The organism is Methanosarcina subterranea, from assembly GCF_055385895.1.
Window position 1 is genome coordinate 482,626 of sequence record NZ_AP042426.1, and the last position, 15,473, is coordinate 498,098.

Sequence of the window (15,473 nt, forward strand, 5' to 3'; positions counted from 1 at the left end):
CTGAGGCACAACTACTTGTGTAAAACTATCTAGATATTTATCCGAACTTAATTGTTTCAGCAAATATCTTTAACATCCTGTCATTCGAAATTGGGGTTCAATCGGGTGATGGAGTACGTTTTGTAGGTAAGGGAAAAAGGGGGTTGATTTACAGGTGACCGCAAATGTCATAGAGGTAAATAATCTTGAGCACTCATATGGCTCTATAAAAGCTGTTGATAATATCAGTTTTACTGTAAAAGAGGGGGAAATATTCTCATTTCTCGGCCCAAACGGAGCGGGCAAGAGTACTGTGATTAATATTCTTACAACGCTTCGGAAGATCCAGAAGGGGGAGGCCAGAGTTAATGGGTATGATGTGGCAAAGGAATCAAAATCTGTAAGAAAATCAATAGGCATTGTCTTTCAGATGCTTTGCCTTGACCATGAAATGACTGTTTGTGAGAATCTGGAATATCATGGTAAGATTTACTCAATGCCAAAAAAAGATCGAAAAAACCGCATCGAAGAGCTTTTAAAGCTAACAGAGCTGGAAAATAAAAGGGATACCCTCGCAAAAGATCTGAGCGGTGGTATGAAGCGAAGGCTTGAGCTTGCAAGGGGATTAATGACAAAACCTGCAGTCCTTTTCCTGGATGAGCCAACAATAGGTTTTGACATCCAGACCCGAATGAGGATGTGGGAGTATTTGAGAGAGATTAAGAGAGAAGGCACTACGATATTCCTGACAACCCACTATATGGAAGAAGCTGATCAGCTCAGTGATAGGATAAGTATAATTGACCATGGAAAAATAATCGTGACCGGAACTGCAAATGAATTGAAGAATAAACTCGGTAAAGACCTTATTTATCTGGAAACCAGTGATAATAAAGCTGCTGCAGAGGTTTTAAGGGCGATCAGCTCGGTAAAAACCGTAACAGAAGATACAAAATCTCTTCGAGTGATGATCGGGGAAGATGTTACTCACGTACTTCCTCAGATTATAGAAAGGATCAGAGATGCAGGAGTGGAGATTACAACCGTAAACATCAAAAAGCCTTCAATGGACGATGTTTTTGTCCACTATACCGGACATGACTTGAGGGAAGGAGAACCACAGGAAAAATACGAAGGAATGGAAACAGCGGGGGTCTCCGAATGAATTTTGAATTTCGTGCCATATACTGGAGAGATATGCTGAAATTTTTCAGGTTCAAATCAATGCTCATAACTTCATTGATTCAGCCTGTGATGTGGCTTGCATTTTTCGGGCTCGCAATGTCAGAGAGTTTTGACCAACTGACTTCTCTTGTCCCACCCATCGAAGGAGTCCAGAATGTTACTTACCTTTCTTATATGGGCGCCGGAATAATTGCCATGGATGTGCTGTTTAGTAGCCTTTTTGGGGGAACTTCTCTTATGTTTGACAAAAAATTTAGCTTGCTGAGGGAAACTCTCGCAAGTCCGGTCCCCAGAGCTCATATTATTCTGGGTGTCGGGCTTTCCGGCGTAACAAAGGCATTTATTCAAACAGCCATGATAATAGGATTCGGGAAACTGATTGGAATGGATTTCTTTTTGGGGTATACACTAACTGAGACTCTTTTCGCAATCGTAGGCATCTTTTTACTTGTAGCAGTTTTCACTCTGGGATTCCTCTTCCTCTCAGGTTCTATTGCTATTACCATTGAGAATCCCGAAGGAATGCAGTCGATTCTTACCCTGCTCAGTATGCCCCTGTTCTTCGTAAGCAATGCATTATATCCCGTTGATGCCTTCCCTGCTGTCCTCAGGTTTCTCTCAATGTTCAATCCGCTGACACTTCTGGCAGATGGAATCCGCTACTTTGCTTTAGGGAATAACTTCTCTGTAATGGGTATTCATTATATGTATACGCCAGCGGATATTATCGTGTCTTTCCTGGGTCTTCTGTTCTTCGCCCTCGCAATGTTAGCCACGTCACTATGGAGGTTCAATAAAGTAGATGTGTAAAATACTGATAGGATTTCCTTTTTCTCTCGCTTTTCATTTTAATCACAGCACTGTCTGCAAAGAAGGCAGTCTTAAATACGGGCATGATAGCCCGTAATATCTATTTTTCGAAAAAAAATTTCGAAATTATATAGTCGGACTCATGCGTTTACTCATTTCGAAGTAACCTATGATTTTCGTTTTTCTACATGAGAGTATTCGGTTTTCTTAGAGCGTATCTGAAATTATATTTTTCTTATTCGGTTAACGTTTTGATACGAGCCAGTCTTTTAATGAGTTGATCCCAAAACTCAAACTTACTCTTTAGAGTCTTGAATTTGGAATTTTCAATCCAGATTCTGATCATTAAAGTAATTTTAAAACTCTTATAAATATGGGAATAAAAATGGTTTTGGGACGGGCTCAATCATATATGTTGTATTAATTGCAGCATATACCAATGATTGACTTGATTCTGTCAAACCTTCGTAATCTTTACTCAAACGTCGATATCGACCCAACCATGCAAATGTACGTTCTACTATCCATCTGTGAGGAAGTACTTTAAAGCCTTTGACATCGTCGCTACGCTTAACTATTTCCAGTACCCATTCACACATTACATTGACCCAATCAACCAGTTTACCCGAGTAATCAGCATCAGCCCAAATAAGCTCCAATCGAGAAAATCTTCCAGTAACTTGTTCCAGAACAATTTTAGCCCCATCTCGATCCTGGATATTGGCTGTATGGACTAAAACCATTAACAGTAATCCTATTATATCCACCAGAATGTGGCGTTTTCTCCCTTTTACTTTCTAGGCAGCATGATAGCCGCGTATTCCTGGTGTTTCTGTGGTTTTAACTGACTGGCTATCTAAAATCGCTGCACTTGGCTTTGTTTCTCTTTCATATGCAATTCTCAGTTCAGTTCTCAGTGAAGCATTTATACGTTCCCGGGTTCCTTTAAGCCGCCAAAGACGGAAATAGTGGTAGACAATTTTCCATGGTTGAAATTCCTGGGGTAACATTCGCCAGGCACAACCAGAACGTAACAAATAGAAGATGCATTCATTGGTCATCGGTTAAGGAAAAATCGTTATCACTTGCATTGATTTTCATAAAATTTGTTAAATTATTCATCAAATGCAAAACTGGAATCTGATATCGATTTCAATTTAAACACTAAACATTTGGGTTTGAGTTTTTCCGTCGAAATCGAGATCCGCGGCTCAAAATCCTTAACCGAATACAAATGAAGATGCATTCAATATTTCTTGATAGGAATGAACGCACTTTCTACCTTGATTAATTTTTGGATTTGGGGAATGAGGCTTAATTAGTTCCTGTTCTTTATCGGATAAATCACCAGGATAAAGTCTTCTAGATCGTTCTGGCATGATGACTAATCGGGTTATAAGAATTATTTAATTTTAAGACAAGCTCTAAGAAATCTAGCAATAGCTTCCTGTATGGTAATCCCTGTAATGCTCTTTTTATTTCCCTTTTATTTCAACTATATTCCGGTTCAGGTAAAAAAGCAGAAAAAAGGTAAATACTGATATGAACGAAAAATAGTTCCGGATACAAAAATTAGAGTTAAATACTACCCAAAAAAAGCTTCCTATCAATCTTTTTGGTAACTATTCAGTGTACCTGAAATCAGTCTACAGATGCTGATCTAGAATTGTCTAAACATGTAATGGCCAGTCTGAAAACCTGAAAAAGACAATTAATAGCAATTAGTTAAAGAATATAAGTTCCCATAACCTGTTCATTAAACATTAAATAAGACGGCTAAAGATATTGTTTTACCCTGGTTGAATAGTTATCTTTTTTGTTTCTTTATATTTTTTTGGGTACATTACAATTTGTTTGGCAGCGGTACTTTATAATTTCTGGATTAAACCGGAGTTTCTAAGATATTAAAAAAGAAAGGCTCTTGGCTATGATTATTCACAGTCTAACAAAAAATTAATTAAGTTGACGACTTCAACTTGGGATATACTCCCCAAGTTGAAGTTTTGTAAAGATCTCCGCAGTTTCTTTGTTCATTTCCTCTACGACAAACTCTGCGTTTTCCCCTCCTTTTCCATTGTATACTAATCCTATTCTTATCTTTTCAAGATTCTCGGCCAGCTTTTGAATTGTTAGCTCCTGGTCATCGATCAAATGAAGCAAATAATTGTGTAGCAGTAACCCCATTACACAGAGAAACACATGGGCTCTGATCTTCATATCCTTTCTGACATACACAGGCTTTACCGGTATCAGTAACTTGTCTTTCAGCCACTTTATATCCTCTTCAATCATGTTTCGGGAATCGTACATGTCCACAATTTCTTTTGTTGCAATATTATCCTTATCAGTAAACACAACAGTCTTTCCCATCCCTAAAAGAAACTCTTTTTCCTGATCATCATTTAAACTGAAATAAAGTTGTAACTCTCCCTCTTTTTCAACGACATTGTAATCAAAGAGACCTCTATATTGCTTTGGAATTGTATCAACAATACGATTCATGAGACCTTTTGATGTCATTTTTCTGCCTTTTCCTTTACGGTTAAGTTTTGAGCTTATTTCTCCAATCTTCTCCAGGATATCAAATTTTTTAACTTCCCACTCATGCATCTGTTTTCGACTAGTAATTTCAGTGTATTTTATGACTCCAGTAAATTCTTTATCATACCAGTTTCCGTTTACACGATGAGCTTTGATGATATTCTTTTTTCCATTCTCCCATTTTTCTTCAAAATCGGACAAAGGAACATGGAATAAATCTTTGCACATCGAAGAAGGTAAAGCCCCAACAACGTGCATTTTATCCAAAATATGTTCTATGTTATCTGTAGAGTTCATTCCTCTATCAAAAACAATTGTTATTTCCTTAAGAGGAATCCCTATCTCTTCTATACGTTTGCAGATACTGTCAATCAGATCGGAGAACAGAGTTACATCAGGAACGTTTGCTGGATACGTAATTGTCTGAAAAGGAAGGTTTCCGTTTGAAGTTGTCAAACCAACTCCGATGAGGTTCTTATCATATCGTTTATCTTTGGAAAAACCTTTTTTTGGAAGATCCTCCCCATGCTCGATGTGAGTATAAAAGTTAGTTGTATCAAATGTTAGCTTCGTTGGCCTTATTCCTTTTTTGATCAATGTTTGAGAGATATCAAGTTCGATTTTGCGGATTGTTTCTTCATCCAATTTTTCCATGTAATTCAGGAAGTTCTGACTTGAGAGTTTGTACTTTGGCTTCATGAAAAATTGAAGTGAACTTTCTTTAAAATAGTCATCAAGAACGTTTCTGCTTAAGGAATGTTCGGATCTACCAATGATGATTAGGAGAATATATTCTGCTGGGGTGAGACCTTTTATGTTTTTCCGATCAATGTGTTTGTTCAGACTTTTGATTAACCCCACGTCTTCAGCTGCCTTGAGTAAGGCAGCTGGTTTACCAAAAGAGTAGGAAGCTACCTTTTTTTCAGTGTTTTTTGTTATGAGCTCATAAACATGGTCCGCGGTTCCAACATATTTTTGAATTGTTTGAACTACTTTTCCATCGATCCATTCATTCTTGATGACATAAAGATATTTATTGCCTTTTATAGTTTTGATCTTGAAATGCATGAGATTTATTAGACCCTAAATACATATAAATTCTTTGAATTATTCTATTATTAATTTTGCCATAAATAATCCTATTGATATTTTTATTTTTTATGTAATATGAGTAAGATTTGGTGACAAATAATTAAAATTAGTTAGACCCTATGAAAAATAAGCCGAATGATATCACTTTTAATCATAAAGTATAAACTCCGGTTAAAAAATTTACAAGAACCAGGGAAAGTTTTCTCCGGCAGGAGTGTTTTTACATAATACTCGTGTTCGGTGGTATTTAACAGGCTAGATATTACTTTTTTCTTTAGCGGTTGACTGCAAATTTGTGCGAAGCAGAAAGAAATAACCTGGGATGCCGTTCTCGGACATTTTGAAACATCTAACCGATTGACCAGGGATCATCTGAAAACACTTTTCGGAAAAAAAGCCTGTTTTTCAAATAAATAAGACTTAGGAAGCTTAAGTTTTTATATTTTTCCTGATTCCTTTATTGATTTGTCAAAAATCCTCAAGATTTTAACTTTCAACCGGAATAAATCTCCAGATCGAATTAACTAAGCTCAGGAGGAACATCATCATATATGGTAGATTTATTCCGGCTGAAGTTCTTACTTTTTCACTTTCCCTTCCAAACAATTTCTCTCAGATTGGATCACCTGTTGAGCAGGTACTTTGAGACTGTACTATTTCATTGTTCAAAGACCGATCAGTAAACATCTAAACAGGCACTTACCTGTTAAGGACTCCATAGCCGCCAATCTGTATTATTTTCAACTGTATTATCTGTATATAGAAAGTTATCTTTGTATAGCTCAAGTAGAAAAACATTATACTTCCCTCCACTCCTTAATGCTGTTCTTTCTCGTTCAAAGCCATTTTTCCTTAGAAGCTGATCTCAAACCTATCTTATTCTGAAATTATAGTTTTTTCCTGATCATTTTTCATTATCCGAAACTTGATTGGTTCTTTAAGCTCCTGGTTCAAAGGAACAAATTTCGTTTTGAGATTAGCTCTTAACCTACTCCGGGTTACTCTTAAACTGACATTGAGTTCAATTTTTTAATATTTCAATTTATACAACTTCTTTTCGCCAACCCCCCTCTCGCGCTTTTATACTCCCAGAACTTTATATTGGAACTATACTAGAAACCAAATAATTGCAGAGACATCCAGCTAAAAAACTTAAAGTCTCTAAGGTTTTTAAATTAGATAGCTAGGATCTTTGTATGCAGCGAATGAATATATTTAGATGCCCTCTTCTTTTTAAGGTTGCAAGTTCCACTTTTAATCGTTGAAGGAGTATCAATATACAGGTGTATTATGAATTTATATATAATGTAAAGAACACGTACTCCTTACAAATAGTAATCTTTAAGTATTTTGATACAGAAAGTTTCATTAAGTCAAGCAACTATGCTGTCTATGCGTTCTGTTTTTTTTCATTAAATCCTTTAATTCCTTTAGCATAATCTCTGTCAGGGAAATATGACCTCTAAAAAATATCCTGTTCCTCTCCGAAATTAATGCTTTTTATGTAATCTCAAATTTGTGACGGTTACTTCTCTTATATTTCGAAGAGTATATTAAAACAGTAAAAGCCATCTCATAAATTAAAAAAATGCAGTTAAATAAGGCAAATATTTATAATATATAGAAAATGTAAAAAAGTTATAATTAAATACTTATTTTGTAAAGATAAAGTTGCCTGAAAAGCAGGCAACTTAATATGTATATTTGATTTTTCGTTAGTATTGCTGCTTAATTAGAAGCTGTAAAACAGCTTGAGGAATGTTGACTCGTAGGTTACTTTGACAGTTTTATAGATAAGGCTGAAGTACATATCAGTTCCCTCCACTCTTTTCCTGTATTTTGTTCATACCCCGTTATACACCTGTCTTCTGCAATGAGCTTATCAGGATCATATACACTCCCTGTAGCCCGGCAGTTTCCTCCTTACAGCTCAATTAGAAGCTGTAAACTAACTTGAGGAAAGTTGACTCATAGCTATATGAGATAGTTTTATAGATAAGGCTGAAGTACATATCAGTTCCCTCCACTCTTTTCCTGTATTTTGTTCGTCCCCCGTTATACACCCGTCTTCTGCAATCGAGCTTATCAGGATCATATACGCTCCCTGTAGCCCGGCAGTTTCCTCTTTACAGCTCAATTAGAAGCTGTAAAACAGCTTGAGGAATGTTGACTCGTAGGTTACTTTGACAGTTTTATAGATAAGGCTGAAGTACATATCAGTTCCCTCCACTCTTCTGTATTTCGTCCATTCCCATTATACGCTCGATCTTCTACAATCGCGGTTAGAAGCCGAAGAACATGCCTATGTCAAATTTAAACAAGATCTGAAAGAGCAGACCAAGATCAAGTGCAAAGTTAAACATATTTATTCCCTCCACATTTCATTCAGAATTTATATTCTTTCCACACGGTGCTTGTGTACATGCCTTTGAGTACACTTCTTTGAAACTTTTGTTTGCAGCCTTCTTTACCAAGCCTCCAAAGCTTGTTACTCTTTCAGCCACTTAGAAAGATTATTAATGGGAATTTCTTTTCTTCTTGGGATCTACAGTTTAAGATTCTAACCGGCAGTGGCTATATCTAGCTATATTTATCAGATTATATAAATTGGACAGAATTACATCTCCTTACGAATTATAGTTCTTAATTATTTAGAGGCAAATACCTGTATGACGGAATATATATTTTTAATTCGGTAGATACCTAATGTTTCACTCCGGTTTTAACCTCTACCTAAATATTTGGATGCTTGCCACGGTTTAATGAATAACTTCTTGGAACAGATTAGTTCAGAGGCTATGTTTTTCCTATTTTTTCTATTACGTTTATCAGCCGATACATGAGAGAAAGCAGTTTAAAATAAAAAAGTCAGTTCTTAGGATAAAAGCATAAATTTTCTGCTAAAGCTTTGTGTTTCCTGAAATAATCTCCAACTTTAGTTTATACTGTCCAAATTATGCTTATTTTGTGCATGACAATTTTAGGTAAAAATCGTGTCTGAAGCTTAAGGGTCTATTCAAGAGTCCAAAACAGTGTAGCTAGTGCTCGCTTTCAAAGTTAAGTTTTAAAAGCCTGCACAGGTAACTATAAATCGACATCAATTGAACTTGAAATTCTATAATTAAGAAATAATTTAGAGAGCATAGGTTAAAATGTATTTTCTTACATAAGGGATAAAAACAATTGAGATTATTCAATGTAATTTCTTCTGATCATGTCTCAGTAAAAATGGGGAGGGGGATATGAACATTAATAAAGATAGTTTACCTGACAATAGGTTACCTATTGTTGAGGTTTCTAATGTAAGGAAAAGTTATGTACTTGGAGACATGGAGGTTCCAGTACTCTCAGGTATTAACCTTACAATCGAAATGGGAGAATTCCTGGCGATTATGGGCCCATCAGGCTCCGGAAAAAGTACTCTTATGAACCTTATAGGCTGCCTTGACCGACCTACGGGGGGGCAGGTCCTTATAAGGGGGAATAATCTGCACAAGATGTCGGATGAAGAGCTTGCCCGCCTCCGGGGGCTTGAAATAGGTTTCGTTTTTCAGACTTTCAACCTTGTTTCTCGCCTAACAGCTTTTGAGAACGTTTTGCTCCCTACTTTTGCCAATTCGAGGAGCACTGATCCACAAAAGCGTGCAAAGGAACTTCTGACACTTATGGGACTGCAGGACCGTATGCACCACAGACCGGGGGAGCTTTCCGGAGGTCAATCCCAGAGGGTCTCAATTGCACGGGCACTCATTAACGATCCTTCGATCCTTCTTGCTGATGAACCAACTGGAAACCTGGACTCTAAAACAGGCTCTGAGATCCTGCGAATATTCATGGATTTGAACAACGAAGGAAGAACAATAGTTATAGTTACACACGACCCTGAGATTGCAAAATATGCTGATAGGGTTGTCCTGGTAAAAGATGGAGTAATTCAGTATAACTTAGGTGGGGAATGAATGAAATTAATTAAAGAGCGTATTATTGCAGCCTTTTTTTCTTTAATTCTGATTGCCTCCGTTTTTGCGTTTCCGGCTTCTGCAGCTGTAGGGAGTGCAAACTTGAAAGTAACGATCGTCGAAACAAATCCTTATCCTGCAAAGATAGGAGAATATCTAACTCTGAACTTACAGGTGGAAAATATCGGAGGGGACAAAGCCGGTAACGTTGACATCGAAATAGTTCCTAAGTATCCTTTCTCTCTGTCAGAGGCAAATACTGTACAGAACATCGGAGCTCTTAATCCTGGCAGGACTGCTACAAAGGAGTTCTATCTATATGTTGACAAGGATGCTCAAAAAGGAGTCCGGTCAATTGATATCCGTACAAGGGCTGATAAAAGCAGTCCATGGAGTGAAAAAACTTTCGATATAAGAATAGGTACTGAAACCTTTGACAGCAAAGGCACTGTTGAGCTTGCAGAAATAATCTCGTCTCCCGAAGTCTTTATGCCTGGAGATAAGGGTACTGTAACAGTAACTCTTAGAAATACAGCAACAAATCCTACTGTTTCTATCGATGGGAAAGATTACGATACCAATGCGAGGATACAAGCTGCTGTTTTGAGGCCTCTATCTAATGGAATAACGGTTCTGGACGCTCCATATTATGAAATGGGGCTTCTGGGCCCAGGGGATAGTATCAAATTGACCTTTAATGTTGAGGTTGAAGAGGATGCGAGGGAAGGAATTCATAATTTTGAGCTTGCAATCGAGGGGAACTCCTTTGACTACAACAGCCGGAAGAGCATTCCCCTTGAAGTTGATTCTTCGAATATAAAGGTAATTCCTTCAAAACCACTAAGGTTGGTAGATGGGAAAGCAACCGTAGAATTTGATGTAGCAAATACTCACCCTAATGAGCTCAACTCTGTCAGTATAAAACCTGAAGCTGAAGGTGTAAAATTTTACCCTGTCGAATACTTCATCGGACCTATGGATCCTGACGAACTTTTCACAATAGAGTTTGATGCAATGACTGACAATTCCTCGGATGCCGGTAAGGAAGCTTCGGGATATACAAATATGTCTGTTACTGCAAGCTACAACAATGGGATTAACAGGCATGAAAACGTTGCAGGTAACCTGAATATTGAAACTGATTCCATGCCTTCTGAGACAAACTCTACAGTTGCAATTGCGGGTGTTATTGCCATATTTATCCCTGCAGCCTTCCTCCTGTACAGAAGGAAAAAATAATGAGTGGATAAGGGTTTACTAAATTATCATATTTATGGGGGTAAAATATGATACAATTTGTACAAGCAGCCCGTATTGCTTCTGGGAGCATACGCAGTTCCAAGCTTCGATCTGTGCTCACAACACTGGGAATTGTGATAGGTGTTGCAGCGGTAGTCATAAATGCATCTCTTGGTGCCAGCTTTAACCAGTTCTTTACCGATGAGGTCACCTCTGTGGGCTCAAATTTTATAATTGCGTATAGTGACCAGCCAAACCTTTTTTATCAAAGTGAGCTTGAAATAATTGAAAATACTCCAGGAATCTCCGGAGTTTCTCCCAGAAAAACAATATCCGGAGAGATTAGTTATCTTTCAGATACTAAAAGCGTGAGTATCGTAGGTGTGAATGGGGACTTTCAGGAAATCCAGGGAATTAAGATGGAAGATGGGAGTTTCCTGACTGATAAGGATATTTACTCTGCTGTTCTTGGGTATGACCTTGCAAAAAAGGAATTTGGCAGGAGTATTTCGCATAGAAGTACTGTTGATATTGCATTCCGGCAGGAGAATGGCACACTCGTAAGAAAAAGTTTCAAAGTAAAAGGGATTCTGGAGGATTCAAAAGAAACCATTGTCGGGGGAGATGGCAGTACAGATATGATTATTTATATTCCTATTTCGACCATGAATGAAATGGCCGGGGAACAGGATTACGGGACTTTCTTCGCTATGGCAGAAAGTTCTGAGAACATTCGCGATGTTTCGGATAATGTGGATAAACGGCTTGCTCGGAACTTCGGAATTCCTGATAGGGATCTCGATGATGAAGACGCAAAACCTTATACCGTTTTTAATCAGGCGGATGTCCTCGAAGAGACTGGAGCATTAGGAAAAGCTTTGAGTTCTTTCCTGTTGGTCCTTGCTTTAGTTTCACTGTTCGTGGGTTCGATAGGAATAATGAATATTATGCTCGTAACAGTTACCGAACGCACAAGGGAAATTGGTATAATGAAGTCTGTAGGTTACAGCAGTTCTAATATCCAATCCCTTTTTTTACTGGAATCCGTAATGGTCAGCTTCTTAGGAGGTCTGGTGGGTACTGCAATAGGCGGCTTTGGAGCCTACATTCTTGAAGAGGCCCTCAAACTTCCTCCAGTATTTCCTTTCATGCTAATTGAAATCGGAATTCTGGTTTCGGTCCTTGTAGGTGTAGGTGCAGGACTGTATCCCGCAAGAAAAGCTGCAAGCATGAATCCTGTAGATGCTTTAAGGTATGAGTAAGGGTCTTCAAGTTTGAAGAAACGACCCTTATTCTTTAGCATTTTTCTTTTTTCAGCGTCCTTCAGCTCTTTTCATTCCGCAGTTTTTTCATTTGTCTTTTTTAGCCAGCCCGATTAATAATTAACGGGTTAGAATAACTTTAAGTAACTTCTATTTACATTATTTTTTCAAAATACTAAAAGTAGTAAACGATTGAATGATTATGGATCAGATTGATAGGGAGTTCATTAATTTTTATCAACGGGTTGGCAAAGCCTACGGAATGGACAGCCTCACTTCAACTATAGTTGCCAGGCTTTTTATCGAACCTGGAGAGGTTTCAATTAAAGAACTTGCTGAGGAGACCGGTTTTCTTTGGCTTCGGTAAGCAACAAGGTCCGTCAGCTTGAGCCCTCAGGCTTTATTGTGAAAAGGACAAAGCCCGGAACAAGGAAAATCTATGTAAGGGGAGACAAGGATGTATTAAGGTCGCTATCGGACAATTGATCAGGACACAGGCAGGCGAAATTCAACCTGTAATTACTGAAATCCCTCATGTGATCGAGCACTATCGAAATGAAGACCTCAGTGAGGTTCAGCAGAAAAAAATTGAAATCCCTAAACGGTACCATAAAGATATGCTCAAGCTTGATATCTTACTTGAATAACTAATATCTAAACTTGAAAATATGAGTCAAGAGAACCAATTCTTTTGTGAATTTTTCTTATTATATAGTGTAGATGACAAACACTTAAGAGTAAGAAATGTTGATATTGTACCTCATCTCAATATGATAATACTTTCAAAGTTTAAACAAATGGCGGAGTGGACATGGAGCCCACAATATTTGATCGTAAAATTTCTTCTCCCGGAGATTCGAACCCGGAAGTAGACAGAAATAGTGGAACTGAAGAAAAGTTATCTCCTGAAGAAAGCCTCTTTGTCTCTGATGAAACTTCAGACGAAGAGCCCTTTAAATGTGAACTGCCCCATTCCGGTCGCCCGGACAGTGGTATCAGAAAAGAAAATCTGAATAAAGGAGCCCCTGTAATAGAAGTTATCAATGTCAAAAAGAGTTACATTCTGGGAGACACGGAAGTCCCTATTCTCAGCGATATCAACCTGACAGTAAGGGAAGGAGAATTTCTTGCTATAATGGGTCCTTCAGGATCAGGAAAAAGTACACTTATGAACCTCATAGGTTTTCTTGACAGACCTACAGAAGGGAAGATCATAATTAAAGGACTTGATATCAATAAACTATCTGATAAGGAGGTCGCCAGGCTCAGAGGGCTTGAGATCGGCTTTGTTTTCCAGACCTTTAACCTAATTCCAAGGCTTACTGCTCTTGAAAATGTAGAACTGCCCACCTACGCTAACACAAGAGAAGGTGTGGATACGCGCAAAAGGGCAAAAGACCTTCTTAAAATGGTCGGGCTTGAGGATCGCATGAACCATAAACCCGGTGAACTTTCTGGAGGGCAATCGCAAAGGGTCGCTATTGCAAGAGCTCTTATCAATGACCCGGCAATCCTCCTTGCGGATGAGCCCACAGGAAATTTGGACTCTAAAACAGGTTGTGAAATTCTTGGTATGTTTACCAGGCTTAACGAAGGTGGCAGGACAATCATAATGATTACTCATGATCCTGAGATTGCAAAATATGCTGATAGGGTAGTGCTCGTAAAAGACGGAATAATCCAGAGCAATTCGGAGTAATCTGGGCTAGTTCTGAACATTACGTATACAGGATAATCCAATTGTCCAAACAATCCAATTATCTGAACAATCCAATTCTCAAAATAATCCAATACACCGAATAGTCCAGGATACTCTGAATAGCCCCGAGTAATCCAGAACACCCTTAACAATTAATTTCCAAATTTAGTCAATCAGGATGAGTTAGAATGAAAATACTGGAAACCCCAATTACTTTTGTTGTTATTTTTCTGCTTTTAGTTTCATCTATTTTTGCGGTACCTGCATCTGCGGCAACTACCAGTGCAAATCTGAAAGTTACAATAGTTGAAACAAACCCTTACCCTGCAAAGATAGGAGAGTATCTGGACATGACAGTTCAGGTAGAAAATGTAGGTAGAGACCGGGCAGATAATGTTGACATTGAAATAGTTCCTGAATATCCCTTTTCCCTTGATTCTCAGGCAAACGCAGTACAGAATATCGGGGCTCTTGCTCCCGACAAATTTGCATCCAAAGAGTTTCACCTTTTCGTGGACAAGAATGCTCAGAAGGGAATAAGGTCAATTGACATTCGTACAAGGACCGATAAAAACAGCCCATGGAGTGAGAAAACTTTTGATATAAGGATAGGTACTGAAACTTTTGACAGTAAAGGTACTCTGGAACTCAAAGAGGTAGTCTCTAACCCTGAAGCTTTCATGCCCGGAGATAGAGGTACTGTTACAGTAACCCTCAGCAATACAGCAACTGCGCCTACAGTTTCTATCGATGGAAAAGACTATGATACCAATGCGAGAATTCAGGCTGCGGTTTTGAGGCCGTTGTCTGATGGAGTAATTGTTCTTGATGCCCCTTACGGAGAGATGGGGCTACTTGGTCCCGGAGATAGCATTAAACTCACATTTAACGTTATGGTTTCTGAGGATTCAAGTGAAGGGAGTCATAACCTTGAACTTGCAATCGAGGGCAATTCTTTTGATTACAACAGCCGGAAGAATATTCCTCTTGAAGTTGATTCCTCGAATGTAAAGGTTATTCCTTCAAAGGCCCTCAGACTGGTAAACGGCGAAGCTACACTCGAGTTTGACGTAGCAAATACCCATCCAAATGAACTTAATTCTGTCAGCATAAGACCTGAAGCCGATGGGGTGAAATTTTACCCTGCCGAGTATTTCATCGGGCCTATGGATGCTGATGAGCTTTTCACAATAGAGTTTGATGCTGTGACAGATCCATCTTCAGAAAATATAGGGAAAATCTCTGAACCGATTAATCTTAGCCTTTCTGCAAATTATGGCAACGGAATAAACAAACACGAAAATCTGGTAAGCAACCTTCGTATTCAACAGGTTGAGGAAAATCAGGGGACCAGTTCAGGTCTGATTTTAATTGGCATTCTGCTTGTCGTCCTGGCTGCTGCCGGTGCACTGATTTATAGAAACAAACAGCGGAAAAAAAAATGAGTATTCCGAAAAGCGTGGAGTAATTCCAAAACCGTGCCTGTTAAGAGCTTTGAATCTCTATAAGTAGGAGTTCAAACAGGCTTTTCTAGATTCATTGGAAGATAGGCAGTAACAGACTTCATACTGCGTTTACAGCCTCTGTAATGAGCCAGAGGCTGTTACAGTAATCCAGCAGCCTCTGGAGCTTACCTGGTTTTCTTGGTCAGGCATATCCAGCCGGATCTGGCTTCTTTTTGAAAGACTTCTTAACTTTAGTTAGTTC

The 15,473-nt window shown here is 38.4% G+C and carries 11 protein-coding genes and 1 pseudogene; 10 read left to right on the plus strand and 2 right to left on the minus strand.

Translation table 11 applies throughout. The features are described from left to right. Nucleotides 1–154: 154 nt before the first annotated feature. Both ACZ5A8_RS02090 and ACZ5A8_RS02095 read left to right on the plus strand, forming a co-directional pair. Nucleotides 155–1,144, plus strand: a complete 990-nt coding sequence (locus tag ACZ5A8_RS02090) for an ATP-binding cassette domain-containing protein (RefSeq protein ID WP_322221335.1) — start codon at nucleotides 155–157, stop codon at nucleotides 1,142–1,144. Then, nucleotides 1,141–1,974 (plus strand): ABC transporter permease, encoded by an 834-nt coding sequence (locus ACZ5A8_RS02095; protein WP_464531944.1) that lies wholly within the window; start codon nucleotides 1,141–1,143, stop codon nucleotides 1,972–1,974. The genes ACZ5A8_RS02090 and ACZ5A8_RS02095 overlap by 4 nt, the downstream gene beginning before the upstream one ends. Before the next feature lie 365 nt (nucleotides 1,975–2,339). Here the strand turns inward: ACZ5A8_RS02095 and ACZ5A8_RS02100 are convergent. Together ACZ5A8_RS02100 and ACZ5A8_RS02105 are read right to left on the minus strand one after the other, a co-directional pair. After that, nucleotides 2,340–3,020, minus strand: a pseudogene (locus ACZ5A8_RS02100) (IS5 family transposase); the annotation flags it as partial. Between the two features lie 925 nt (nucleotides 3,021–3,945). Further along, nucleotides 3,946–5,583: an IS1634 family transposase gene (locus tag ACZ5A8_RS02105; protein WP_464531151.1), complete on the minus strand. Its 1,638-nt coding sequence runs from the start codon at nucleotides 5,581–5,583 to the stop codon at nucleotides 3,946–3,948. Nucleotides 5,584–8,849: 3,266 nt separating this feature from the next. Between ACZ5A8_RS02105 and ACZ5A8_RS02110 the strand changes: the two genes are divergently transcribed. The 8 genes from ACZ5A8_RS02110 (at nucleotide 8,850) to ACZ5A8_RS02145 (ending at nucleotide 15,211) form a co-directional block, all read left to right on the plus strand. Beyond that, entirely contained in the window at nucleotides 8,850–9,566 is a 717-nt protein-coding gene (locus ACZ5A8_RS02110; protein WP_255679841.1) for an ABC transporter ATP-binding protein, read from the plus strand. Beyond that, the gene (locus ACZ5A8_RS02115; protein ID WP_464531945.1) at nucleotides 9,567–10,805 is read left to right on the plus strand and encodes a COG1361 S-layer family protein; all 1,239 of its coding nucleotides are present in this window, start codon (nucleotides 9,567–9,569) and stop codon (nucleotides 10,803–10,805) included. It begins immediately after the preceding gene. Nucleotides 10,806–10,852: 47 nt separating this feature from the next. Then, entirely contained in the window at nucleotides 10,853–12,067 is a 1,215-nt protein-coding gene (locus tag ACZ5A8_RS02120; protein ID WP_464531947.1) for an ABC transporter permease, read from the plus strand. A 202-nt stretch (nucleotides 12,068–12,269) separates the two neighbouring features. Continuing rightward, the gene (locus ACZ5A8_RS02125) at nucleotides 12,270–12,434 is read left to right on the plus strand and encodes a hypothetical protein (RefSeq protein WP_464531949.1); all 165 of its coding nucleotides are present in this window, start codon (nucleotides 12,270–12,272) and stop codon (nucleotides 12,432–12,434) included. Continuing rightward, a complete protein-coding gene (locus ACZ5A8_RS02130; RefSeq protein WP_464531950.1) occupies nucleotides 12,422–12,553 on the plus strand; it encodes a hypothetical protein in 132 nt (43 codons plus the stop codon). Before ACZ5A8_RS02125 ends, ACZ5A8_RS02130 begins: the two co-directional genes overlap by 13 nt. Continuing rightward, entirely contained in the window at nucleotides 12,550–12,714 is a 165-nt protein-coding gene (locus ACZ5A8_RS02135; protein WP_464531951.1) for a hypothetical protein, read from the plus strand. Before ACZ5A8_RS02130 ends, ACZ5A8_RS02135 begins: the two co-directional genes overlap by 4 nt. Nucleotides 12,715–12,878: 164 nt before the next feature. Then, nucleotides 12,879–13,766 (plus strand): ABC transporter ATP-binding protein, encoded by an 888-nt coding sequence (locus ACZ5A8_RS02140; RefSeq protein ID WP_464531953.1) that lies wholly within the window; start codon nucleotides 12,879–12,881, stop codon nucleotides 13,764–13,766. A 188-nt stretch (nucleotides 13,767–13,954) separates the two neighbouring features. Continuing rightward, nucleotides 13,955–15,211, plus strand: a complete 1,257-nt coding sequence (locus ACZ5A8_RS02145; protein WP_464531955.1) for a COG1361 S-layer family protein — start codon at nucleotides 13,955–13,957, stop codon at nucleotides 15,209–15,211. Nucleotides 15,212–15,473 lie beyond the last annotated feature (262 nt).